A 22913-nucleotide genomic window follows, 5' to 3' on the forward strand; every position below is an offset into this window, starting at 1 on the left:
CGGCGGTCAGACTGGTACCAAAGGAGGCCCAGAATGACCCAGACCGCAACCCGCGTCCGCAACGGAGGCCGCGCCGCCCGCCGCGCCCTGCGCACCGCACCCAGCTTTGACATGTTGCCGGGCCTGACCCGCAACATCCCGCTGTGCGAAGTGATGGACGGGTCACAGGTCGAGCGGATCGACGCGGCGTCGATGGATATCCTCGAAAACGTGGGCGTGCAGTTCCGCGACCCGATCGCGCTGGCCGACTGGAAGGCGGCTGGTGCCAAAGTCGACGGCGAGCGGGTGTATCTTGATCGCGGGCTGGTCCGCGAATTGATCGCGACCATCCCGACGGATTTCACCTATCACGCCCGCGACCCGAAAAAGAACGTGCGGCTGGGCGGGCGGCACGCGATTTTCGTGCCGATGACCGGGGCGCCCTTCCTGCGGGATCTGGATGACGTGCGGCGCAACCCGACGCTGGACGATCTGGCGATGTTCCACAAGCTCAGCCACATGCTTCCGGCGCTGCATTCCTCGGCCCACCACATCGTCGAGCCCTATGACCACCCGATCAGTCAGCGCCATCTGCGCATCACCTATTCGTCGATGAAATATTCCGACAAGACCTTCATGGGCATGACCACCTCGCCCAAGAACGCCGAAGACGTGATGGAGATGTGCGCCATCCTGTTCGGCGAGGAGTTCATGGAGGATCACCCGGTCACCACCGGCAATTGCAACGGCAACTCGCCGCTGGTCTGGGACGAGACCATGCTGGGGGCGATGCGCGCCTTCTGTCGCCGCAATCAGCCGGTGCTATGCTCGCCCTTCGTGCTGGGCGGGGCGAACACGCCGGCCAGCGTGCCGGCGACGGTCGCGCAGCTGAACGCCGAGGCGCTGAGCGCGCTGGCCTACACGCAGGTGATCCGGCGCGGCTGTCCGGCGATCTACGGCCATTACCTGTCGACCGTCAGCATGAAATCCGGCGCGCCGATGGCGGGCACGCCCGAGATCAGCCTGATGAACTTCATGATCGGCCAGATGGCCCGGCATTACGGCGTGCCGTGGCGCAGCTCGAACACGCTGGGCGGGGCCAAGACATTCGATGCGCAGGCGGGGTACGAATCCGCGACCACGCTGTCGGCGGTGATCCATGCCGGGGCAAACTACATCTGGCATTCGGCGGGCTGGAACGAGGCCGGGATGCATTGTTCCGTCGCAAAGTTCTTAGTGGATGCCGAACAATGCGCCATGGCCCATCGCATGGCCGAGGGGCCGAAATGGGACGATTTCGATCAGGCCGTCGCGGCGGTGTCGGATATCGGCCCGGGCGGGCACTACCTGGGCCACCCGCACACGCAGGAGAACTTCCAGGAGGCGTTCTTCATGCCCGAACTGTTCGACAACAACTCGATCGAGCAATGGGTGGCCGAGGGCGAGGTCGAGATCACCGAGCGCGCCCTGAACCACGCCCGCAAGCTGCTGGCCGAGTATCAAGAGCCCCGGCTGGACCCGGCCATCGACGAGGCGCTACGCGATTACATTGCCCGGCGCGAGCGGGAAATTCCCGCCGCCGACGAATTGAACCAGCATTATTAGGAAACACACCACGTGCCCGCCTGCCTGTCAGGCGGGCCTTTTTCATTCGTCGCGCGCGCGCCATTCCTTCCATCGCAGCACCATGTTGGCCCCGATCTCAGACAACGGCCGGGGCGGCAGGCGTCTGGGCCGATCCTCGGCTCCGAAATGCTCGCTGATCCCGGACCGCACGGCGCAGGCCATTTCGGCCGCGGCGATCCCGGTCAATGTGCCGCGCGCGGTGCCCAACCCGTTCTGGACGCAGGCTGAATAAACGCCGGTCTCGATCTCGCGGGTGACCGAGACGCCGTTCAGGCTAAGGCACAGATGACCGGCCCATTCGTACTCCATCGCGATGCCGCGCAACGGCGGGAAGCGCCGGTCGAATTTGCGCCGCATCACCGCAGCCGCGCGCCGCAGGTCAGATGCCCGCGCCTCCATGCCCGGGCGCAGCACCGCACAGGTGCGGGCAATGATCCGGTCGCCACCCTGCCCGGTGTCGATCCGGCGCATGGTGGTGCCCATCGGATCGGACGGGGTCACGCCCCAGCGCGGCTGACCACCCAGCCGGGCCAGTGCATCAGCGTCCAGTTCTCGCGTCATCGCCGCGAACAGAAACAGCTGCATCAGACGACCACGTTCGACACCGAAACTTTCCAGGTGACCGTTCACCGACAAGATCAGCCGGCCGGTCGAGACCTGCCCGCGCGCGGTCTGCACGCGCCAGCCCGCCCCGTCGCGCTGGAACCCCGTGACCGCGCCGTGTTCAAAAATCTGCACCCCATCGGCCGCCAGCCCCGCCGCCAAACCGCGCACATAGCCCGCCGGCTGCAGCATGACCGTGCCCGGCGTAAACAACCCCGATACATAGTGCCCGGACCCGGTGAGTTCCTGCATCTGATGCCGGTCCAGCATCTCGGACCGCTCGCCGAGGCTGTCCAGATGGCGGGCATAGCTTTGGTTGTGCGCATGTCCCGCCGGGCTGGCCGCGCCGTTCACTTTGCCCACTGGATCGAAATAGTTGGGGTCGATGCCGTACTCCTCGACCGCCGCGTGAGCGAAAGCGATTGCCTGCCGGTTCAACCCGATCATCGCCCGGTCATCGCCCGCCCCGGCATAGTCGTCCGAGGCCAGATCATGCGGCAGATCGATCATGAAGCCCGAGTTGCGCCCCGCCGCGCCTTCCGCCACGCGCCCGGCTTCAAGCACCACGATCCGCGCATCGGGCACCAGCTGCCGCAGACGCCGCGCCGCAGACAGGCCGGCAAAGCCTGCGCCCACGATGGTGAAATCTGAGGTGATATTGCCCGAAAGCTGCCGCGCGGGAGGTTGCGGGCCCAGCAGGGCATTCCACGCAGCCGGGCCGCGCTGCACCGGCAGGCGGCAAGCGCTGAACCGCGTCAATCCACCGCCTCGTCGGCATCATCCGACAGGTCGATCCACAGCGTCTTCAGCTGCGCGTACTGGTCATGCGCGTGCAGCCCGTTGTCCCGACCGCCAAAACCCGACTGCTTGTAGCCGCCGAACGGGGTCGAGATGTCGCCCTCGCCAAAACTGTTCACCGTCACGGTCCCGGCCCGGATCGCGCGGGCGCCGCGCAGCGCGCGCTTGGCGTTGGCGGTGAACAGCGACGCGCAGAGCCCATATGGCGTGTCATTGGCCATCGCGATGGCCTCGTCGAACCCCGCGACCTCGATCACCGACAGAACGGGCCCAAAGATTTCCTCGCGCGCCAGCGGCGCGTCATTGTCCGGCAGCTCGACCACGGTTGCCTCGACGAACCCATTTTCAGCCTTGCCGCCCAGAAGGACTGAAGGCGCCTTGTCCAGATAGCCGCAGACCTTGTTGAAATGGTCTTTGCTGACCAGCGCGCCCAGCCGGGTTGCAGGGTCCAGCGGATCGCCCACAGTCCACTGGCGGGCGTGGTGGGCGATGCGCTCCAGTAGGTCGGCCTTGACCGCGCGGTGCACGATCAGGCGCGACGTGGCCGAGCAATTCTCGCCCATGTTCCAGAACGCCCCGTTCACCACATGGGCGGCAACCCGATCGAGGTTCTCGGCATCCTCCATGACGATGGCCGGGTTCTTGCCGCCCATTTCCAGCACTACCTCCTTGGCGTTGCTTTCGGCGGCATAGGACAGGAATTTCTTGCCCGTCACGGTCGAGCCGGTGAAGGACACCATGTCGATATCCATGTGCCGCCCGATGGGTTCGCCCACCTCGGCGCCGCCACCCGGAACCACGTTCAAAACACCGCGCGGCAGCCCGGCCTCGACGGCCAGTTCGGCCAGACGCAGGGCAGTCAGCGGGGTTTCCATCGCCGGCTTCACCACCACCGAGCACCCGGCCGCCAGCGCCGGGCCGATTTTCCAGGCCAGCATCAGCAAGGGGAAGTTCCACGGCAGCACCAACCCCACCACCCCGATCGGTTCGCGCAAGATCATCGCGATGTGGTCGTCGCTGGCAGGCGCGACTTGATCGTAAATCTTGTCAATCGCCTCGGCATGCCATTTCAGGCAGTGGATCGCCTCGGGCACATCCACGGTTTCGCAGTCAAAGATGGTCTTGCCGCTGTCGATGCTTTCCATGACCGCCAGTTCGCGGGCATTACGGGTCATCAGCTTGGCCAGGCGGATCAACACATCCTTGCGCGCCGACGGATGCAGGCGCGACCAGCGGCCGTCATCGAAGGACTCGCGCGCCTTTTCCACGGCCAGGTCCACATCGGCGGCGTCGCAGGCCGCGACCTCGGTCAGCACCGCGCCGGTAGCCGGGTTCACCGTGGGAAACACCGCGCCCGAGATCGCCGGGCGATAGCCGCCATCGATGAAGGCGCCGGTGGGCAGGTCCAGCCCGGCGGCGATGGATGCGTATTCGTCCCGTGTCAGCAAGCCCATGCCTCAGCCCTCCGCCATGATGTCTGCGATCTTGCGTTTCAGCACGCGGGTCACCTGTTCCAGCGCGCGCTTGTCATCCTTGTTCAGCCCCTTCAGAGGCGACCGTACCGCGCCCGCCGGGATGCCGTTCATCGTGACCCCATGCTTGATGGTCTGGATGAACTTGCCGCCCTGTTCGAGCACCCGCATCAACGGCATCAGCGCCGACATGATCCGGCGGCCCTTGGTGAAATCGCCCTGCAGCACGCAGGCCTCATACAGCGCCACATGCTCGCGCGGCAGAAAGTTCGACCCGCCACAGACCCAGAAGGGCGCACCCCAGGCGAAAAATTCCAGCGCCTGATCGTCCATGCCGCAGCCCAGCTGAATATGCGGATAGTCCCGCGCAAGCATATGTACGCGGTTGATGTCGCCCGAGCTTTCCTTGATGCCGCAAAAATTGCGGCTGCGCCCCACACGGTCGAGGAACTCGGCCCCCATCATCGTGCCGGTGCGATGCGGATAATTATACAGCATCACCGGCAAATCGGCCGCCTTGTCGATGGCCAGCGCATTCAGGGCGTTTTCCCGGTCTGTCGGCACCGAATAGGGCGGGCTGGCCAGCAGGATGGCATCGGCCCCGATCTGGCGCGCGCCTTGGGCCAACGCGATCGAATCCGGCGTCATCATCGCGCCGGTCCCGACCACCAAAGGCAGCCGACCCTTCAATCGCTGGTGGGTAAAACGCGCCAGTTCCAGCCTTTCATCAACGGTCTGGGCATAGTTTTCGCCCGTGGACCCGCCCGAGATCATCCCGTGCACGCCATTCTCGACCAGGTATTCGATCACCTCGGCCAGCGCATCCCAATCGACGCTGAAATCATCCGCATAGGGCGTCACCACCGGGGTATAGATCCCCTGAAATCTGAACACGGGTGTCATCTTCGTCCCTTGTGCATGGCGCTTTTCCGGGACGCTACAATAGAATACAATTTGTGTACAATAGAATCTTACAGAAAAAAAGACGCGCCGAACCGGCGCGCCTTCGGGCCGGGTCGCAACGCAGTGACCTAGCGCGCCCAGTTCTCGGCCGGATCGCTGTCGGCATAGTCGCGCAGCAGCGGAATATCCGAGATTTCCGCGTGGTTGCGGTTGATCTTCACCCCACCGCCTTGAGCCGTGAAAACGCACGGCCCAGGCTGTCGGGCTTCATGCCCAGACGACCGGCGATCAGCATCTTGTCATAGAGCGATTCCACGACGCAGGCGCCCCCGTCGCAGTCACACAGGTTCAAAAGGAACTCGGCCACCCGTTGTGCCCCGGTCTGGACCTTGAGCTGTTCCAGCTGGGACACCAGCGCATGACCCGCCTGTCCCGCAGCTGTTTCCTGACCATCTCGGCCGCCTGTGCGGCCTTGCCGACCGTGGCGCGCGCCGCACCGGTTGCCCGCTGGCGCGGTACCGCTCTGGAGCCGCCCGCTGGCCTGCAATTGGTCGGACTGAGTGACACACAAGCCGCGCCGATCATTGCCGCGCTCGAGGCCGAACTGGACCGGCTAGAGAACATCTTCAGCCTGTACCGTCCCGACTCGCACCTGCTCCTTAACCGCGACGGCACCCTGCCCGCCCCGGCGCCGGAACTGCTACAGGTGCTGACCCAAAGCGCCGCCCTGTATGACGCGACCGGCGTCGCATTCGACCCGATCGTTCAACCGCTGTGGATGGCGCTGGCCGCCGGCGCACCGGATGCCGAGGTGGAACGGGCGCGGGCGCTGATGCTGAATGGCATCGCGCAGGGCGCAGGGGCTGACCGATGAGCTGGTCGACATGGGCGAAATCGCCGCCATCGACAGCCGCGCCGACGGGCTGTCGACCGCGCTGTGCCTGCTGCCTGCGGACCGGATCGCATCGGCTCTGCAACGCTTCCCCGGCGCCCGGCTCGAGATGCTGATCTGACCCGAATGGCCGTCCCGGAACTCTGCCGTTGAAATTTGTCGCGCGATAAGAAAAGGTAAAACACCGACAAATTCACAGTGGCGCGGGCCTGGCCCCGCGCCAGAGGCAAGGCATGGCACCCAGAAAAATCCGGAACATGGAGGAGTTTGCGGCGGTCAGCGGGATATCGCGCCCGACGGTTTCGAAATATTTCAACGATCCCGACAGCGTCCGGCGGTCGACCCGGGAACGGATCGAACAGGCGCTGGAACGTTTCGACTATCGCCCCAACATCTTTGCCATGAACCAGAACCGCAAGCTGACCAAGAATGTCGGCATTGTGGTGCCCTACCTGGCCGACCCGTTCTTTGCCGAGATCGCCCGCAACATCGAGGAAAAATGCATCGAGGCCGGGTTCCGTCCGACGCTCTACAGCGCCTATGGCGACCCAGTGCAGGAGACCGAGATTCTCGACAGCCTGCGCGCGCTGAAGCCGGCGGGCGTGCTGCTGGCGCCGCTGGGGCGCGACTCCGACCGGTCGTTCATCGAGAAATTCTGCAAGGACATCCCCACCATCCTGTTCGACAGCAACCTGGAAGGCATGGGCGCCGCCTTTGTCGGGTCGGACAACGCGAGCTTCATCGAACAGACCGTCGATTACCTGTGCCGCAGCGGCGAGCCGCCCGCGTTCTTCGAGATGCGGCACCCCGCCAACCCCAACGCCAACAAGCGCCGCATCGCCTATGTCAAGAAGATGGAGAGCCTGGGCTTCGAGCCGCAGGTGATCAAGGTCGACGGTCGCGGCTGGGGATTCGAGGAAATCGGACGCCAAGGCGCATTCAAACTGTTGGAACAGCCTAGCCTGCCCTCGCGCACCATTCTGTGCAGCAATGACCGGCTGGCCATCGGGTTCCTGTCTGCCTGCTATGAAAAGGGCCTGCGGGTCGGGTTGGGCGACGACTGCGACCTGCGCGTCGCATCGCATGACGACCATCCGTTTTCCAAGTTCACCTGCCCGTCGCTGACCACCGCGGCGCATGACTACAACGCGGTTTCGAATCGCACCGTTGAGACGCTGACGCAACTGGTCGAGGGCGGCGGACGGCTGAGCGCGCGCACCGAAACGCTGTTTCCCGCGCGCCTGATATTGCGGAGTTCGGCCTGATTCTCGACACTATTTTACGCGCGTAAAATTTTAGTTGACGCGCGACAATTAATTCACGATGCTTTCCTTTAGGTAATTCGACACCAGGGAGGAAAGAATGTACCTGAAATCCGTTCTATGGGCGGCAAGTGCCGCGGCGTTGACCGCCGGCGTGGCGTCTGCCGAAACGATCACGATCGCCACCGTCAACAACGGCGACATGATCCGCATGCAGAAATACACCGACAAGTTCACCGAAGCGACCGGCCACGAAGTGGAATGGGTCACGCTGGAAGAAAACGTTCTGCGCCAGCGTGTAACCACCGACATCTCGACCAAGGGCGGCCAGTTCGACATCATGACCATCGGCATGTACGAAACGCCGATCTGGGGCGCGAACGGCTGGCTTGTGCCGCTGGACGGCATGTCGGCAGAATATGACGTGGACGACATCCTGCCCGCGATGCGCGGCGGCCTCAGCCACGACGGCACGCTGTATGCGGCACCGTTCTACGGCGAAAGCTCGATGATCATGTACCGCACCGACCTGATGGAGAAGGCCGGTCTGGAGATGCCCGAGGCGCCGACTTGGCAGTTCATCCGCGAGGCGGCGGCCAAGATGACCGACCGCGAGAACGACATCAACGGGATCTGCCTGCGCGGCAAGGCCGGCTGGGGTGAGGGTGGCGCCTTCATCACCGTGACCGCGAACTCGTTCGGCGCGCGCTGGTTCGACGAAGACTGGAAACCCCAGTTCGATCAGCCCGAGTGGAAAGAGGCGCTGACCTTCTTCGTCGACATGATGAGCGAATCCGGCCCCGCCGGGTATGCCACCAACGGCTTCAACGAGAACCTGTCTTTGTTCCAGCAGGGCAAATGCGGCATGTGGATCGACGCCACCGTTGCGGCGTCTTTTGTGACCAACCCCAACGACTCGACCGTGGCCGACAAGGTTGGCTTTGCGCTGGCGCCGAACTCGGAAGGCGTTGACAAACGCGCCAACTGGTTGTGGGCCTGGGCCCTGGCCATCCCCGCCGGCACCCAGAAAGAGGACGCCGCCAAGCAGTTCATCGAATGGGCCACCTCGAAAGACTATATCGAGCTGGTCGCCGAGAACGAGGGCTGGGCCAACGTTCCGCCGGGTGCGCGCACCTCGCTGTACGAGAACCCCGACTACAAGGACATCCCCTTCGCGCAGATGACGCTGAAGTCGATCCTTGCGGCCGATCCGGAAAACTGCTGCGTCGAGCCGACGCCGTATACCGGGATCCAGTTCGTCGCCATCCCCGAATTCGCGGGCATCGCCACCCAGGTGAGCCAGGAATTCTCGGCGGTCTATGCCGGACAGCAGTCGGTTGACGAAGCTCTGGCCAAGGCGCAGGCCTTCACGGCCGAAGAAATGGAAGCCGCAGGGTACTGAGGCCTCCTCCCGGCGGGTGGGCAGGTTTCTGTCCCCCGCTCTCCCCCTTCCACAACCCGTGTTAGTCTCGCAGGCAACAAGCCGCCTGAACAGAGAGGTCTTGCGTCATGGCAACTCAACACTCCCGATCCGTCGCACGCCTGATGATGGCCCCCGCCGTGGTCCTGTTGCTGGGCTGGATGCTGGTTCCGCTGACGATGACGCTGTATTTTTCCTTCAAGAAATACCTGCCGCTGCGCGGCGGCGACCTGGGTTGGGTGGGGTTCGACAACTACGTCCGCTTCGTGACTTCAAGTTCATTCTGGCCCGCCGTTCAAGCGACGCTCGTGATCGTGGGTGGCGTGCTGGCCATTACCGTAGTTCTGGGCATCCTGCTGGCTCTGCTGCTGGATCAGCCGATGTGGGGTCAGGGCGTCGTGCGCATTCTGGTAATTGCCCCGTTTTTCGTGATGCCCACCGTTTCGGCGCTGGTATGGAAGAACATGTTCATGGACCCGGTCAACGGCCTGTTCGCCCATCTGTGGCGGTTCTTCGGGGCCGAGCCGATCTCGTGGCTGTCCGAGGCGTCGATGCCATCGATCGTCATGATCGTGTCCTGGCAGTGGCTGCCCTTTGCCACCCTGATCCTGCTGACCGCGATCCAGTCGCTGGACAGCGAACAGCTGGAGGCCGCCGAAATGGATGGTGCGCCGCCGCTGAAACGCTTCTTTTTCATCATACTGCCGCATCTGAGCCGCGCGATCACGATCGTCATCCTCATCCAGACGATCTTCCTTCTGTCGATCTTCGCCGAGATCTTCGTGACCACCGGCGGTGCCTTCGGCACCCGCACCCTGACCTATCTGATCTACCAGCGTGTGCTGGAAAGCCAAAATGTCGGGCTGGGCTCGGCCGGCGGGGTCTATGCCATCATCCTTGCCAATATCGTCGCCATCTTCCTGATGCGCATCGTCGGCAAAAACCTGGACGCGTGAGGAGGACGACGACATGGCCCGTACCGTCACCACACAACGCAAGCTGATCAACACCGCCTTTGCCTGGGCTGTCGGCCTGCTGATCTTCTTTCCGATCCTCTGGACGATCCTGACCAGCTTCAAGACCGAGGCCCAGGCCATCGCCAGCCCGCCGATCTTTCTGAACTTCGACTGGACGCTGGAAAACTACGCGGTGGTTCAGGAACGCTCGAACTACACGCGGTTTTTGTGGAACTCGATCATCATCGCGGGCGGGTCCACCCTGCTGGGCGTGATCGTCGCGGTTCCCGCCGCCTGGGCCATGGCCTTCGTGCCCTCGGCGCGCACTAAGGACATTCTGCTGTGGATGCTGTCCACCAAGATGCTGCCGGCGGTGGGGGTGCTGTACCCGATCTACCTGCTTTTCATCGAACTGGGCCTGCTGGACAGCCGCGCCGGCTTGGTTGTGGTGCTGATGCTGATCAACCTGCCGATCATCGTCTGGATGCTATACACCTATTTCCGCGAAATCCCCGGCGACATCCTGGAAGCCGCGCGCATGGACGGCGCCACGCTGAAAGAGGAAATCCTTTACATCCTGACGCCGATGGCGGTGCCGGGCATCGCCTCGACCGTGCTGCTGAACTTCATCCTGGCCTGGAACGAAGCGTTCTGGACCCTGAACCTGACCGCCGTCGACGCGGCCCCGCTGACCGCGTTCATCGCCAGCTATTCCAGCCCCGAGGGCCTGTTCTTCGCCAAGCTCAGCGCGGCATCGACCATGGCCATCGCCCCGATCCTGATCCTTGGGTGGTTCAGTCAGAAACAACTGGTCCGCGGCCTGACCTTCGGCGCCGTGAAGTAAGGAAAGACACATGGGACGCATCGTACTTGAGAAAGTCAGCAAGAGCTTTGGCGACGTGGAAGTCATTCCGCCGCTGGATCTGGAAATCAACGACGGCGAATTCGTGGTGTTCGTGGGCCCCTCGGGCTGCGGGAAGTCCACCCTGCTGCGCCTGATCGCGGGGCTGGAGGACGTCAGCGGCGGCCGCATCCTGATCGACGATCAGGACGCCACCGCGGTGCCGCCGGCCAAGCGGGGCCTGGCCATGGTGTTCCAGTCCTATGCGCTGTATCCGCACATGACCGTGCGCAAGAACATCGCCTTTCCGCTGCGCATGGCTGGGCTGGACAAGGCCGAGCAGGACCGCCGCGTGGAACAAGCGGCCGAGGTACTGAACCTGACGGACTATCTGGACCGCCGCCCCGGCCAGTTGTCGGGCGGCCAGCGCCAGCGGGTCGCCATCGGCCGCGCCATCGTGCGCGAACCGGCGGCCTTCCTGTTCGACGAGCCGCTGTCGAACCTTGACGCCGCGCTGCGCGTGGGCATGCGGCTGGAGATATCCGAGCTGCACAACCGGCTGGAAACCACGATGATCTACGTCACCCATGACCAGGTCGAGGCCATGACCATGGCCGACAAGATCGTGGTCCTGCAGGCAGGCGTGATCGAACAGGTGGGCTCGCCGCTCGAGCTGTACCGCGCGCCGCGCAACAAGTTCGTGGCCGGCTTCATCGGCTCGCCCAAGATGAATTTCATCGAAGGCCCCGAGGCCGAAAAGCATGGCGCCCACACGATCGGGGTACGCCCCGAACACATTGCCGCCTCACCCAGCGAGGGCCTGTGGAAGGGCACGGTCGGGGTGTCCGAACATTTGGGCTCGGACACGTTCTTTCACGTCCATGTGGACGGATTCGCCGAGCCGATGACCGTGCGCGCCGGCGGCGAGGTCGGCCTGCGCCACGGTGATACGATCCATCTGACGCCGGAGGAGGACAAGATCCACCGGTTCGACGCGGCGGGGCTACGGATCGCATGAACCGGCTGGTTGGAAAACGGGCCCTGATCACCGGGGCGGCGCGGGGCATAGGGCTGGCCTTTGCCCGCGCCTATGCCGCCGAGGGCGCGCAGGTGGCGCTGGCCGATATCGACGTGCCGCAGGCGCGCAAGGCCGCGCGGGAAATCGGGCCTCAGGCGATTGCGGTCGAAATGGATGTCTCGCAGCAGGACAGCATCGAGGCGGGCGTGGCCGACGCCGTGGCGCGGATGGGCGGGATCGACATCCTGATCAACAACGCCGCGATCTTCACCGCAGCCCCGATCGTGGAAATCACCCGCGCGGATTACCAGCGCGTGTTCGACATCAACGTCGCCGGTACCCTGTTCACCTTGCAGGCGGTCGCGCGACACATGATCGACCAGGGCACCGGCGGCAAGATCATCAACATGGCCAGCCAGGCCGGCCGCCGAGGCGAGCCGCTCGTGGCGGTCTATTGCGCCAGCAAGGCGGCAGTGATCAGCCTGACCCAATCGGCCGGGCTGAACCTGATCCGACACGGGATCAACGTGAATGCCATCGCCCCCGGCGTGGTGGATGGCGAGCACTGGGACGGCGTCGATGCCTTCTTTGCCAAATACGAGGGCAAGGCGCCGGGACAGAAGAAGAAGGAAGTGGGCGAAGCGGTGCCCTTCGGCCGGATGGGCCGGGCCGAGGACCTGACCGGAATGGCGGTGTTTCTGGCCTCGTCCGAGGCCGATTACATCGTGGCCCAGACATACAACGTGGATGGTGGAAATTGGATGAGCTGATGGTGGAGCGCCCCGCAGATACCCGACCGGTCCGGTTGTGTCAGGCCAATCTGGGCGCGTTGCCCAACAGCGTGCTGCGCCCGGAATACGACCGCGCCGCGCTGACGCCGGGGATCGTGCATATCGGGGTGGGCAATTTTCATCGCGCGCATCAGGCCTGGTACCTGCACCGGCTGATGCAGCAGGGCGCGGCGCAGGATTGGGCCATCATCGGCGCCGGCGTGCGCGCCTATGACGCCGAGATGCGGCGCAAGCTGCTGGCGCAGGACTGTCTCACCACGCTAGTCGAGCTGACCGAAGGCCAGCGCCGCGCCGAGGTGACCGGCGCGATGATCGACTACCTGCCCCCGCAAGAGGACAACGGCCCGCTGATCACGCAGCTGGCCGATCCGGCGATCCGCATCGTGTCGCTGACCGTGACCGAGGGCGGCTATTTCTTGCACCCCGTTACCAAGGGGCTGGACACCGACCACCCCGACATCCGACACGATGCCGCCAATCCTGACCGGCCACGCACCGCCTTCGGCGCAATCGTCGCGGGCCTGCGACGGCGGCGCGATGCGGGCGTCGGTCCGCTGACCGGGCTGAGCTGTGACAACCTGATTGGCAACGGGCAGGTTCTGCGTCAGGCGGTGGTGGGGCTGGCGCGCCTGTCGGACCCGGATCTGGCCGACTGGATCGACACGCAATGTACCTTCCCCAACTCGATGGTCGATTGCATCGTGCCCGCCACGGGTCCGACCGAGCTGGAGCTGGTGCGCGCGCTGGGGATCGACGACGCCGCGCCAGTCACCCATGAAAGCTTCCGCCAATGGGTGATCGAGGATGCCTTCTGCGCCGGGCGGCCGAATTGGGACAAGGTCGGCGCCACCTTTACCGACCGCGTTCATGACTATGAGGTCATGAAACTGCGCATTCTGAACGCGGGCCATCAGGTTCTTGCCAATGTCGGCGAGATCCTGAACCTGGGCACGATCGCGGAGTGCATGGCGCATCCGCTGGTGTCCGGGTTCTTCAGCAAGGTCGAAACCGAGGAAATCGCCCCTTTCGTGCGTCCGGTGCCCGAACGTTCGGTGGCCGAGTACATCGACCTGATCGAAAACCGGTTCCGCAATCCGGCCATCATCGACACCACGCGCCGGGTCGCCTTTGACGGCTCGTCCAGACATGTAGGATTCGTGCTGCCCTCGATCCGTGACGCCCAGGCAGCCGGCGCCTCGGTCGAGGGGCTGGCGCTGGTCGAGGCGTTCTGGGCCCGGATGTGCGCCGGCACGCGCGAAGACGGGACGCCGATTGACCCCAACGACCCGTTCTGGGACGATCTGGTGGCCGTCGCGACACAAGCGCGTGAAACCCCAACCGTGTGGTTGGAGCAGCGCCAGTACTATGGTGATCTGGCCGATTTCACCGCGTTCCGTGAGGCATTTGCGCGGTGGCTGACCATGATCTGGACCCAAGGCACCACCGAGACCTTGAAAACCTATCTGGCACACTGATCCCGGCATTCTCCCCCGCCTGCGGCCGGTGCACCACGCGGGGGCGAACACCGTTTTGGATATACAAGTGGACCGTCAAGCCTATCCCAAGTATCATTGTGGCATTCATTTAAGTCTGTTCGTCACAAAGCTGCTTGGGGGCCTGACCATGAAAAACACGCATATTTCCGCAATCGTCGCGGCATCCTTGGCGGTGTCAATGCCCGTCACGGCAGCCGCGGATGCAGGTGACTTCATCGCCGGCGGCATCGTCGGGGCCTTGATCACCAAGGGGATCACCGACAACCAGAAAGCCAAGAAGCAGGCGCAACCACAGCGCAGCTATTCATCCAGCGGGGGTTCGGCGTCCAGCCTGAACAGCCAGTACAGCCGGGCCGAGCGTATCCAGATCCAGACCGCCTTTCGCGATTTGGGATACGATATCGGAACCGTCGACGGCGTGCTGGGCAAGCGCAGCCGGGCGGTGATCCGTCAGTTCCAGGCGTCGCGCGGCGAGGCCCAGACCGGCCAGTTGACCCGGCCGCAATATGCTGCGCTGCTGAGCCAGACCGGGGGCATGAACCCCGCCCTTGCCCGTCGCGATCTAAACCCGACCGAAGTCATGATGTTGCAGGAAGGGCTGCGATCGCTGGGCTATTACGGCGGCGTCATCGACGGGGCCAACGGGCCGGGGACAATCGGCGCGCGCAATGCGTTTCTGGCGCAGTCCGGGACCAGCCCGGCCATGGTGACGCCGGTCCAGGCGCTGGTGATGGCCCGAACCGCCGCGGGCCTGCCCACCCCGCTCTATCTGCAGAACGAAGCCAATGCCCAGACGGCTCCGACGCAGCCCTTCGGCACGCAACAGGCCGGGTTCGGGGCGGCCAGTCAGCAACCCACGACGCCTTTTGGCGCCCCGGCAGCTCAGCCACCGGCATCGGGTTTTGCACCGCAGGGCCAGCAGCCCGCGGCAAACCAAGGTCAGTACACAGCTGCACCAACCCAACAGCAGCCCGCCACGACCACATTGTTCGGAGCCCCGGCCGCCCAACCCGGGCAGGTCCCAACCCAGCCCGGTCAGGCGCAGCAGCAGAACCTGTTCGCACCGGCGGCCCCGCAGCAACAACAGCCGGCCCCGCAACCCGCGGCTCCGCAGGGCGGCACCCTGTTTGCCAGCGGAACCCAGACGGCCCCTGCGTCACAGCAGGTGACGCAACAGTCCGCGCCCAGCAGTCTGGACATCTATTCGGGAAACCCGCAACCGCAGACCGAGGTGGCAAACCAGACCACGGCGCTGGACTGAAACGGCCGGGCCGTGCGGAAACGCGGCCCCTGCCGGCTCACTCGCTGGCCGACGGCGTTTCCGGCTCGGCCTGAGCCGAAGCCTGAAGCGGCGTGAATTCTCCGGTTATCGGGAAAGGCTGCGTTTCCGACAGCGTTCCGTCGGCCGAAACCTGCAGCACCATCGCCTGGCCCAGGATGGGGGCGCTGCTGGTGGTGACATTGTTGAAATCGATTTCACCAAACACCGTCAGGAAACGCTGCGCTCCGGGTACATCCGGCAGGCCCTGCACCTGCCCGGTCAACTGCGGCGCGGACATGCGCATGATGAAGCTCGACGCCCCAACCGCAGCCGACCCGGTAATCGTCCGGGTCCCACCCGCAGTGACCCCGGTTCCCGGGCTCTGCGCGACGCCCGTGGCCACCGCACGGAAACCGTCCTGCTGCAGCGTCACCGTGACATCCAGATGCGGAACGTAGGAATAAGCGTTATATCCTTGCTGCTGCGGGGGCCGCTCGGTCCGTACCGTCAGCTGGCTGGCGATATCCAGATAGTTCGGCTGGCTGAGCGTGGGATGCGCATAGGTCTGGACCCGCACAACGGCGGTGTCCGACAACCCGAAAAGCTGGGCATCGGTTGGGATCACCTGCACCCTGTGCGAGCCGTCAGAGGCCGCCAGCACCTGATAGGCCACGATCGAATAGAGCTGCCGGCCGAATTGCTGGAACAAGGTGCGGGCATCGGCGGGGCTGAGTTGCAAGGACTGGACGAAAGGAAATTGCGGTGCCTGCGATTGGCCGGATTCGTCGATGACCGTAAAGTGCCAGGGAAAGGCCCGGACATCGACGTTGGTTCCCTGCAACATCTGGTGGGCGCAGCTTTGGGCGTTGTCCGAACCGATCATGCGATCGAGCCGCTGGCCGATGCTGCGTATGTTCCCGAACGGCAAAGAGCTGGCTTGGAAATCGTATTCGTTTGTCGTCACGCGGTAGCTCACCTCGAAGCGCTGCGGGATGGTCTTGCCGGCGATGATCTGTTGCACCTGCGGTTGAACCTGAAAGGCACGGGTATAGTAGTCCCGGCGTTCGAACTCGTTGGCAAAGGCCTTCCGGCAGTCTTGCCCGATCTGTGTCGATACCAGATAGGACACGAGTCCGACATAGAATTGCTGATCGTTCATCACCGCCGGGTTGGACCGGACATACAGGAACAAAGCCCGCGCATAGGCGTCCTGCATCGACAGGGTCCGGGCCGCCTCGACCAGATCGACGCTGCTGGCACGCCCTTCGCCGGACGACAGAACCTGCGCAAAAACAGGCTGCGCCCCAAGTTGACCCATCAGCAAGACCGCGCCAGCCAGGCGCCCAAATCTGTGAAAAATAAGTGAAATCTTCATGAACTGAATCCTCGTTAATAATCGTCACACGTGGTTTGCGCCTGCCCGCAGATCAGCCGGGCCAGGGGGTCGGCCACTCGGTCTTGGCGTTTTCGATCAACGCCAGAAGCGTCGGGCAATGAATGCGGTAATCCGGCCCTCCGGCGTTCGAGACCTGGTTTCTGGGCTTCAGCATCCGGGTCCAAAGACCTGCGGCCAGGTGCCGGCTGGCCTGCGAATCCGTCGGGTAGTGCACGCCGATGCGCTCGCGGTTGACCGCGATGCGGTGGGCGATCTGCAACAAGGGCGACTTGATCGGCGCCGTCCCGGCCAAGTCGGCCGACACCGGCTTTTGCAACAGCCCGCCACCCGATGGCGCGCCATCGCGCGACACACCGAACCGCTGATACAGCCCGGGGATTTCCAGCAGCAGCAGCGCGATCAGATGCGCCAGGAAGGAATGGCCGGACGGAAACGCCGGATGCGCAGGCGGGCCGAACGGAACTGTCAGCCCCGGCCGCAGCACCGAGGGCCGCACCCGTTTGTAATAGGCCTTGTACGACATGTAGGCCACGTTGCCCAAGGCCAGCCCCGCGTCGATCAGCTTCAAGGTGTAAGGGTGATCGAAGGAATTGGCACCGATGAAATGGATGATGTAGTTGGGCAGACCGTCGGCCTGAACATCGGATTCCACCAGATAGCTGCTGCGGTCGTCCTCCATGTAGATCTTTAGGGTTTCCAGCTCGCCCTGAATGAAACGGAAGGCGTCCGAGGCATCCGTTTGGTTCTGCGCCACGGTCTTGTTGACATCCACGACATAGCGCCATTCAAGGTCACCCGCTTCCAGATACGGACCCACCGGATCGAACCCGGGCCGTGGCAGCCATTCCCGCCATTGGCCGGCGAATTCCAGCGCCGCCAGGGTTGCCGGTTCGCTGCGGTCGGCGGCGCGCAACCACTCGGTCAGGTGTTCATCGAAGGGAAGCGCCCAGAACCGCAGGGCTGGATCCCAGTCCTGCGTGGTCCATTCCAGAACCTTGGGATAGTCGATGCCGGCCGGGTCTGCCTGATAGGGATTGATCACATATTCGAGCGGGAACGGCGACACGCCCGCGTTGTCGGGCGTGAAATTAAGCGCCCAAGGCAGTAACGCCAGCTCGATCGGGGTCGCATAATAGCTGCGGACCAGACCGATGCCGCCATCCGCGCCGACGGGAATGACCGGGTCTGTTCCAAGCCCCAGCCCGTTGCCCAGGCCCAAACCATTGCCCAGCCCCAGTCCGTTGCCGAGACCGAGGCCAAGCCCCAATCCAAGGCCATTCCCCAATCCAAGGCCATTCCCCAATCCAAGGCCATTGCCGAGGCCCAGTCCAAGCCCATTCCCCAACCCAAGACCATTGCCGAGGCCCAATCCCAGTCCCAGACCGTTACCGAGACCCAAACCGTTGCCAAGGCCCAGTCCAAGCCCCAATCCGCGCGATGCGCCGAGACCCAGACCCAGCCCCTGACTTCCAGTGCCAAGCCCGGACGATCGAGCCGAGGCGTTTGTTCCGAAATCCGTCATGTCAATGTCCTCGTTTGAAATGGACCTTGTTCAAAAAGACGCCAGCGCCGCCTTTTCATCGAAATATGCTCGAGATCATTATGAGTTCCGGCGGTTTCGCCATTGCCGCATGTGCCTGCGTGCGGGTCACTGCGGCCACAAGGCGCGCAGCGGCGGTGAAACGCGTCAGTTCGGCAGACCTGCAGTGCTCAGACCAAGCACCAGCCGTTCCCTCGTGTCCGGGGTCTTCAGGGGATACCATGCCATAAAACGCGAAATTGAAAAACCTGGATCTTTCTCGAGAAGCTTTTCGGCGGTCACGCGGGCCTGTTCTATCTGCCCGTCCAGCGCGTAGGAAGCCGCCAGAATGCGCAGCGCCGCCATGAATCGCGGCCTGGTGCGGCGCGCGCGTTGCAGGGCACGGATCGCTTCGGGGTAATTGCCATCCACGAACTCGGCCAGCCCCGCCGCCGTCCAGAAAAAGAAATTCAGCGGCCCGAACGGGGTCAGCCGCCAGACGTTCAGCATGTGCTCGCGCGCGATGGCGCCGTTGCCCAGATAGGCATGCGCCGTCGCGCTGATCCCCCAGGCCAGCGGCAGGTTGGGATTGAGCGACAGCGCCTGATCCATGATGTCTATCGCCTCGTGCGGGCGGCGTTCCAGCAGGCTGAGGATATGGCCGCGGATCGACAGGTTCAGCGCGTCCTCGGGGTCCAGCTCGACACCCTTGCGGGCATGGAACACGGCGGCGGCGCTATCGCGCTCGACATTCGGGCTTTTGCCCTCGGCGATCCAGAAATTTAGGCACCAGGCCAGATAGGAATGCGCCTGCGCATAGCCCGGGTCCAGTTCGACCGCCCGCCGGAACAGGGACATGGCCGTCTCATAGCTCTGGCCCTGGAACCGGTAGAGTTCGGGCAGGCCCCGCAACACGCAGTCATAGGCATCGAGGCTTTCGGTCGGGCGGGTGACCAGATTTGCCGCCTCGGCCCGCTGAACGCTGGGTTCGACCGTGGCGACGATGCTGGACACGATGCGGTCTTGAAAGGTGAAGATGTCCGAGGCGTCGCCATCGAAATTGTCGGCCCAGACGGCCCGGTTGCGCACCACGTCCACCAGCTCGGCATGGATGCGCAGCAGGTTTCCGTTGCGCCGGATCGATCCGGTCAACAGGTATTTGACCCCCAGCGCCGCGGCCACCTCGCGCGAGGGCACGGATTCCTTCGACATCTGCAGGGTCGAGGTGCGTGCAACCACGAAGATCGCGCGGCTGCGTGACACTCCGGTGATGATGTCCTCGGTCATGCCCTCGCCGAAATACCTGTCTTCGTCACGGCCTTGCAGGTCGCGAAACGGCAGGACGGCCAGCGACGGGCGCGCCTCCCATTGCGCGTGTGGCCGCAGGATCGCGCGCGCCTCGGAACTCCGCTGGGCGATGAACACCCGCACCGGGCGTTCGATATTCTTCAGGATCGGCGCCCCGATCTCGTGGAACCGAACCGAGATCCGGTTGCGCACGATGTCGCGCACTTGCTGGGTCAGCACCACGTCGCCGCCCGCGGCCAGATCCTGAATGCGGGACGCAATGACGACGCCGTCGGATTGCAGAGACCGCCCGTCATCGACGACCTCGTCCAGATTGATGCCGATTCGGACATGCATGGGGGTTTCATCAACCGGCCGGTTCCGAACCTGGTGCTGTTTGTCCAGGGCCCACCGAACCGCATTGGTGGCGCTGTTGAACTCAACCAAGATGGCATCGCCGGAGTGCGAGACCAGCCGCCCGCCATAGTCCGAAATCCGGTTCAGCAGAACGTCTTCGCGCAACCTGCCCCAGTCTCTGGCGGCCTTGATGCTGTCGGCCTCCATATGGCGCGTATAGCCTTCGACATCAGCGAAGGCAAAAGCCGCCAGACGCAGGTTGGACACATCAAGGGATTTCGCGCTGATTTTGGACATTGCGAAACCACCGCCCCCACTGGTTACGTTTTTAGTCTAATGGCCCAACGCCACGTTGGCAAACATTCCAGACTTAATATTGTTTAAATCTACGCTAAATTGAGCTCCGGCTATGGCCGGACAACCACAAGGCCCAGATTGTTGTCATTGGCCACCAGATCGGCCAGCGCCCGCGGAGTGCCGGGCAGTCCGGCGCCCGAGTCCTCGGCTTTGGGCGGCAACTGCGCCAGAGGATCGGTGTTGGCTCGATCGTTCGGGCAGGTGACCTCGAACAGGATGAGACCGAGCGTCCCTGCCGCGACCGCCGTGACGGTCACAAGGTTCTGGACCTGCGGCAGCGACAACAGGTCGATGGAGCCACCCGCGGCCAGATTGCCCAAGGGCAAGTCGATGGCCGCGGCGTTCCAGGTGATCGGGGCCAGCAGGTCCCACGGATCCGGCCCGACGGGAACCGATCCGACCCAGACCCGCAGCCCGACATTCTGGGCCTGCGCGGTGCCCCGATTGCCGACCCGCAGGTTGGCGGGGTCCGACAACCACTGGGCATCGGCCCGCCAGTCCAATGAGACCGGCACATAGGCGCCCGGCCCATACTGAACCGGGCCGGCCAGGGTGTCCTCGGTTAGCGGGCGGCGGTCCGAAACATAGATGTCCTCGGGCGGCGGATCGCCGGGCGCATTGTGCATCTGTTCCGGATCGGGCGGGAACATGCCCTGCGCCTCGAAGGCCCAACGCACAACCTTGTGCGCCGTGCCACCCTGCCACGGGTCGGGCGTGCTGCCCGGAGGCCCCAGCGGCAGCGGCGGCAGGGTCATCCACCCGGCCTCTTCCAGGCCCAGTTCGAGCATCTCGGCCCGCGACGGTGGTTGTGCAAAACCGGCCGTTGCCCGGAACAGCAGGAACAGCGCCATGCGCGCCGCCCGTCGACGCTGATAGATGTCGGCTCGGCCATCCGCCTGAACCGTGTCGCCCCCCAGCGCGCGGTACAGGCGGAATAGGGTCGTCGACAGGATCTGTTCAGTCAGATAACCCTTGGTGTCGCACGGATCCGCCGCAGGGTTTTCGATCACGGATCGGTTCAAAGAGCCGTACCAGGCCCAGCCCATTTCCGCGATGCGGTCATGGCGGCGAGTCGCAAAGACGAACGGATAGGTGATGCCGCGGAAACTGGCGGCGACTCCGTTTCCGGGGGGGGATGCCAGGGCAGAGCCCGGGTCGGACATGATGGCGGCGATGGCATCGCCGGCGCTGTGGGCAAAATCGAATTCCAGCTGACCCAACCGGGCCGCCAGCAGATAATGCCCGAATTCATGCCCGATCCACCGTCCGCTGGTCGCGATGCTTAAGGGTTGCGCCCAGCCTGGAGGGTCGGGCCTGTCCCATTTCGTCAGCTCGGCCAGCGCAAGGTTCATGTGGATCACCGGCTTGCCCTGCGTTTTGCAATCCAGCTTTACCTGCGCGTTCACCGTGCGGCCGCTCTTGCCCGGTCCGGGCGAGATGCCGTAACGGTAGAAGACCAGCATCTCGGGCTGGGCCCGGACATTGAACAAATGCGGCGGCAGCCCGAACCGCTTCATCAGGCGGAACAGGCGGAAACAGTTGAAATAGGCGCTGACCGCGCTGAACGTGTCCCGGCGCGGCTGCAGATCGTGACCGTTCGGCAGGTGGACCGTCTTGGTGGTCAGGGGCGGCAAACCGGCGTCCTCGGGCGCGTATCCGGGGCAGACGCAAACGCGAAAACCGTCGCTTTTTAGGTCAACATGCGCTGATGGATCCAGTTGGAACAAGCTGCGGAACCTGTCCAGAACACCGTCATCACGGGTTGGTCTGCGCTCTGACCAATCATACGCCTCACCGTCAGGCGCGGCCCAGCCCGGAGGGGTCTGGGCGAATACGAACGCGTTGCCTTGCGGGGCAGCGTGGGTCACCAGCGGCGTCCGCTCGACAGAGACCAGAACCGGGTCGGATTGTTTGGCCACGCCGCCGGGCGTCGGCTCTCCGATCCTGTCGAAGCGAAAAATCCCGTACACCGCATAGCCCAACGGGCTTGGGACGCGGGTCGGATTGGCATTGTGGGCCGTCGCCTGAATAGTGAACTCCCAGGGTGAGGTCCGCCAGTTCTTGAGGTCCTGCGGGTGGAACTGGATGTCGTTGATTGTCACCGACTCTTGCGTAACCCCGGCCTTGTTGGCGATCTCAGACGCGACGTCATCGTCCTTGTACAACCGCTCCAAAGCCGCGGACACCGCGAGAAGCATGCCGGGCCCGGAAGAAGGACCGGCCCGCGCGGCAAGGTCGGTCAAAAAGGCATCTTCTCCTGCCGGAAACTCGACCGTCGCTGACCGGATCCGCACGGTATAGGTGTTTCCGTCGGCCTCGACCGTCATAGGGACGCGGATCCCGGCTTGTGGGGAAATCTGGTTGTCACCGCCATAGACTTCGGCCGCGACCATGATGACCGATGCCGGTACATCGTGATCCGCAGCCCGCGACAGGTTCCACGAAGCCAGACGCGGCACGGGCGAAGAACCAATGGGCGTTCCGAATTTGGGCCACAACGGCAACCACTTGAAGGCATTAACGAATTTGCCGGACAGGCTGTCCACGGCGTATTTCAAATAGACCGGCGTGTGCCCCCGAGCCAACAGGAAATCGTGGAGCTTCTTCAGGTAGTCCAACCCCACCTGTCCCAACTCTGCTTCCGTGGGACGAGAATTCAAGGTTTGCGTCGCAACATAA

At 64.0% G+C, this 22913-nt stretch carries 19 protein-coding genes; 11 read left to right on the forward strand and 8 right to left on the reverse strand.

What is annotated here, in order from left to right:
- The first annotated feature begins 33 nt into the window (after positions 1 to 33).
- Entirely contained in the window at positions 34 to 1584 is a 1551-nt protein-coding gene (locus tag AC2FMN_RS00685) for a trimethylamine methyltransferase family protein (protein ID WP_496685360.1), read from the forward strand.
- A gap of 42 nt (positions 1585 to 1626) precedes the next feature.
- On the opposite strand, the gene AC2FMN_RS00690 is transcribed toward AC2FMN_RS00685, so the two are convergent.
- The 4 genes from AC2FMN_RS00690 to AC2FMN_RS00705 form a co-directional block, all read right to left on the reverse strand.
- Complete coding sequence (locus tag AC2FMN_RS00690) at positions 1627 to 2967, reverse strand: NAD(P)/FAD-dependent oxidoreductase (protein ID WP_496685363.1); 1341 nt, start codon at positions 2965 to 2967, stop codon at positions 1627 to 1629.
- Positions 2964 to 4460: an aldehyde dehydrogenase gene (locus AC2FMN_RS00695; RefSeq protein ID WP_496685365.1), complete on the reverse strand. Its 1497-nt coding sequence runs from the start codon at positions 4458 to 4460 to the stop codon at positions 2964 to 2966. Before AC2FMN_RS00695 ends, AC2FMN_RS00690 begins: the two co-directional genes overlap by 4 nt.
- 3 nt (positions 4461 to 4463) lie before the next feature.
- Positions 4464 to 5381, reverse strand: a complete 918-nt coding sequence (locus tag AC2FMN_RS00700; RefSeq protein WP_496685367.1) for a dihydrodipicolinate synthase family protein — start codon at positions 5379 to 5381, stop codon at positions 4464 to 4466.
- Between the two features lie 217 nt (positions 5382 to 5598).
- The gene (locus AC2FMN_RS00705; protein WP_496685370.1) at positions 5599 to 5793 is read right to left on the reverse strand and encodes a hypothetical protein; all 195 of its coding nucleotides are present in this window, start codon (positions 5791 to 5793) and stop codon (positions 5599 to 5601) included.
- Positions 5794 to 5799: 6 nt separating this feature from the next.
- Here AC2FMN_RS00705 and AC2FMN_RS00710 point away from each other — a divergent pair, with 6 nt between their 5' ends.
- The 10 genes from AC2FMN_RS00710 (at position 5800) to AC2FMN_RS00755 (ending at position 15318) form a co-directional block, all read left to right on the forward strand.
- Positions 5800 to 6255 carry an FAD:protein FMN transferase gene (locus AC2FMN_RS00710; protein WP_496685372.1) on the forward strand — a complete coding sequence of 152 codons (456 nt, stop codon included), beginning with the start codon at positions 5800 to 5802 and terminating at the stop codon, positions 6253 to 6255.
- Positions 6221 to 6394: a hypothetical protein gene (locus tag AC2FMN_RS00715; RefSeq protein WP_496685374.1), complete on the forward strand. Its 174-nt coding sequence runs from the start codon at positions 6221 to 6223 to the stop codon at positions 6392 to 6394. Before AC2FMN_RS00710 ends, AC2FMN_RS00715 begins: the two co-directional genes overlap by 35 nt.
- Before the next feature lie 112 nt (positions 6395 to 6506).
- The gene (locus AC2FMN_RS00720; RefSeq protein WP_496682422.1) at positions 6507 to 7538 is read left to right on the forward strand and encodes a LacI family DNA-binding transcriptional regulator; all 1032 of its coding nucleotides are present in this window, start codon (positions 6507 to 6509) and stop codon (positions 7536 to 7538) included.
- Between the two features lie 97 nt (positions 7539 to 7635).
- Entirely contained in the window at positions 7636 to 8937 is a 1302-nt protein-coding gene (locus AC2FMN_RS00725; RefSeq protein WP_496685375.1) for an ABC transporter substrate-binding protein, read from the forward strand.
- A gap of 107 nt (positions 8938 to 9044) precedes the next feature.
- The gene (locus tag AC2FMN_RS00730; protein WP_149775359.1) at positions 9045 to 9911 is read left to right on the forward strand and encodes a carbohydrate ABC transporter permease; all 867 of its coding nucleotides are present in this window, start codon (positions 9045 to 9047) and stop codon (positions 9909 to 9911) included.
- A gap of 13 nt (positions 9912 to 9924) precedes the next feature.
- The gene (locus AC2FMN_RS00735; RefSeq protein WP_496685377.1) at positions 9925 to 10755 is read left to right on the forward strand and encodes a carbohydrate ABC transporter permease; all 831 of its coding nucleotides are present in this window, start codon (positions 9925 to 9927) and stop codon (positions 10753 to 10755) included.
- A gap of 10 nt (positions 10756 to 10765) precedes the next feature.
- The gene (locus tag AC2FMN_RS00740) at positions 10766 to 11770 is read left to right on the forward strand and encodes an ABC transporter ATP-binding protein (RefSeq protein WP_480727771.1); all 1005 of its coding nucleotides are present in this window, start codon (positions 10766 to 10768) and stop codon (positions 11768 to 11770) included.
- Positions 11767 to 12540: an L-iditol 2-dehydrogenase gene (locus tag AC2FMN_RS00745; protein ID WP_496685378.1), complete on the forward strand. Its 774-nt coding sequence runs from the start codon at positions 11767 to 11769 to the stop codon at positions 12538 to 12540. Before AC2FMN_RS00740 ends, AC2FMN_RS00745 begins: the two co-directional genes overlap by 4 nt.
- Complete coding sequence (locus AC2FMN_RS00750) at positions 12540 to 14036, forward strand: mannitol dehydrogenase family protein (RefSeq protein WP_496685379.1); 1497 nt, start codon at positions 12540 to 12542, stop codon at positions 14034 to 14036. The genes AC2FMN_RS00745 and AC2FMN_RS00750 overlap by 1 nt, the downstream gene beginning before the upstream one ends.
- A gap of 148 nt (positions 14037 to 14184) precedes the next feature.
- Positions 14185 to 15318, forward strand: a complete 1134-nt coding sequence (locus AC2FMN_RS00755) for a peptidoglycan-binding domain-containing protein (protein WP_496685382.1) — start codon at positions 14185 to 14187, stop codon at positions 15316 to 15318.
- 37 nt (positions 15319 to 15355) lie between these two features.
- Here AC2FMN_RS00755 and AC2FMN_RS00760 read toward each other — a convergent pair whose 3' ends face one another.
- The 4 genes from AC2FMN_RS00760 to AC2FMN_RS00775 form a co-directional block, all read right to left on the reverse strand.
- Positions 15356 to 16693: a hypothetical protein gene (locus tag AC2FMN_RS00760; protein WP_496685385.1), complete on the reverse strand. Its 1338-nt coding sequence runs from the start codon at positions 16691 to 16693 to the stop codon at positions 15356 to 15358.
- 52 nt (positions 16694 to 16745) lie between these two features.
- Positions 16746 to 18236, reverse strand: a complete 1491-nt coding sequence (locus AC2FMN_RS00765) for a phosphatase PAP2 family protein (protein WP_496685386.1) — start codon at positions 18234 to 18236, stop codon at positions 16746 to 16748.
- A gap of 165 nt (positions 18237 to 18401) precedes the next feature.
- On the reverse strand, positions 18402 to 20174 hold the full coding sequence (locus tag AC2FMN_RS00770) for an adenylate/guanylate cyclase domain-containing protein (protein WP_496685389.1): 1773 nt from the start codon (positions 20172 to 20174) through the stop codon (positions 18402 to 18404).
- A gap of 110 nt (positions 20175 to 20284) precedes the next feature.
- A complete protein-coding gene (locus tag AC2FMN_RS00775; protein WP_496685391.1) occupies positions 20285 to 22858 on the reverse strand; it encodes a hypothetical protein in 2574 nt (857 codons plus the stop codon).
- Positions 22859 to 22913: the final 55 nt, after the last annotated feature.

The sequence above is a fragment of the Ruegeria sp. BHSC037 genome, assembly GCF_059613045.1.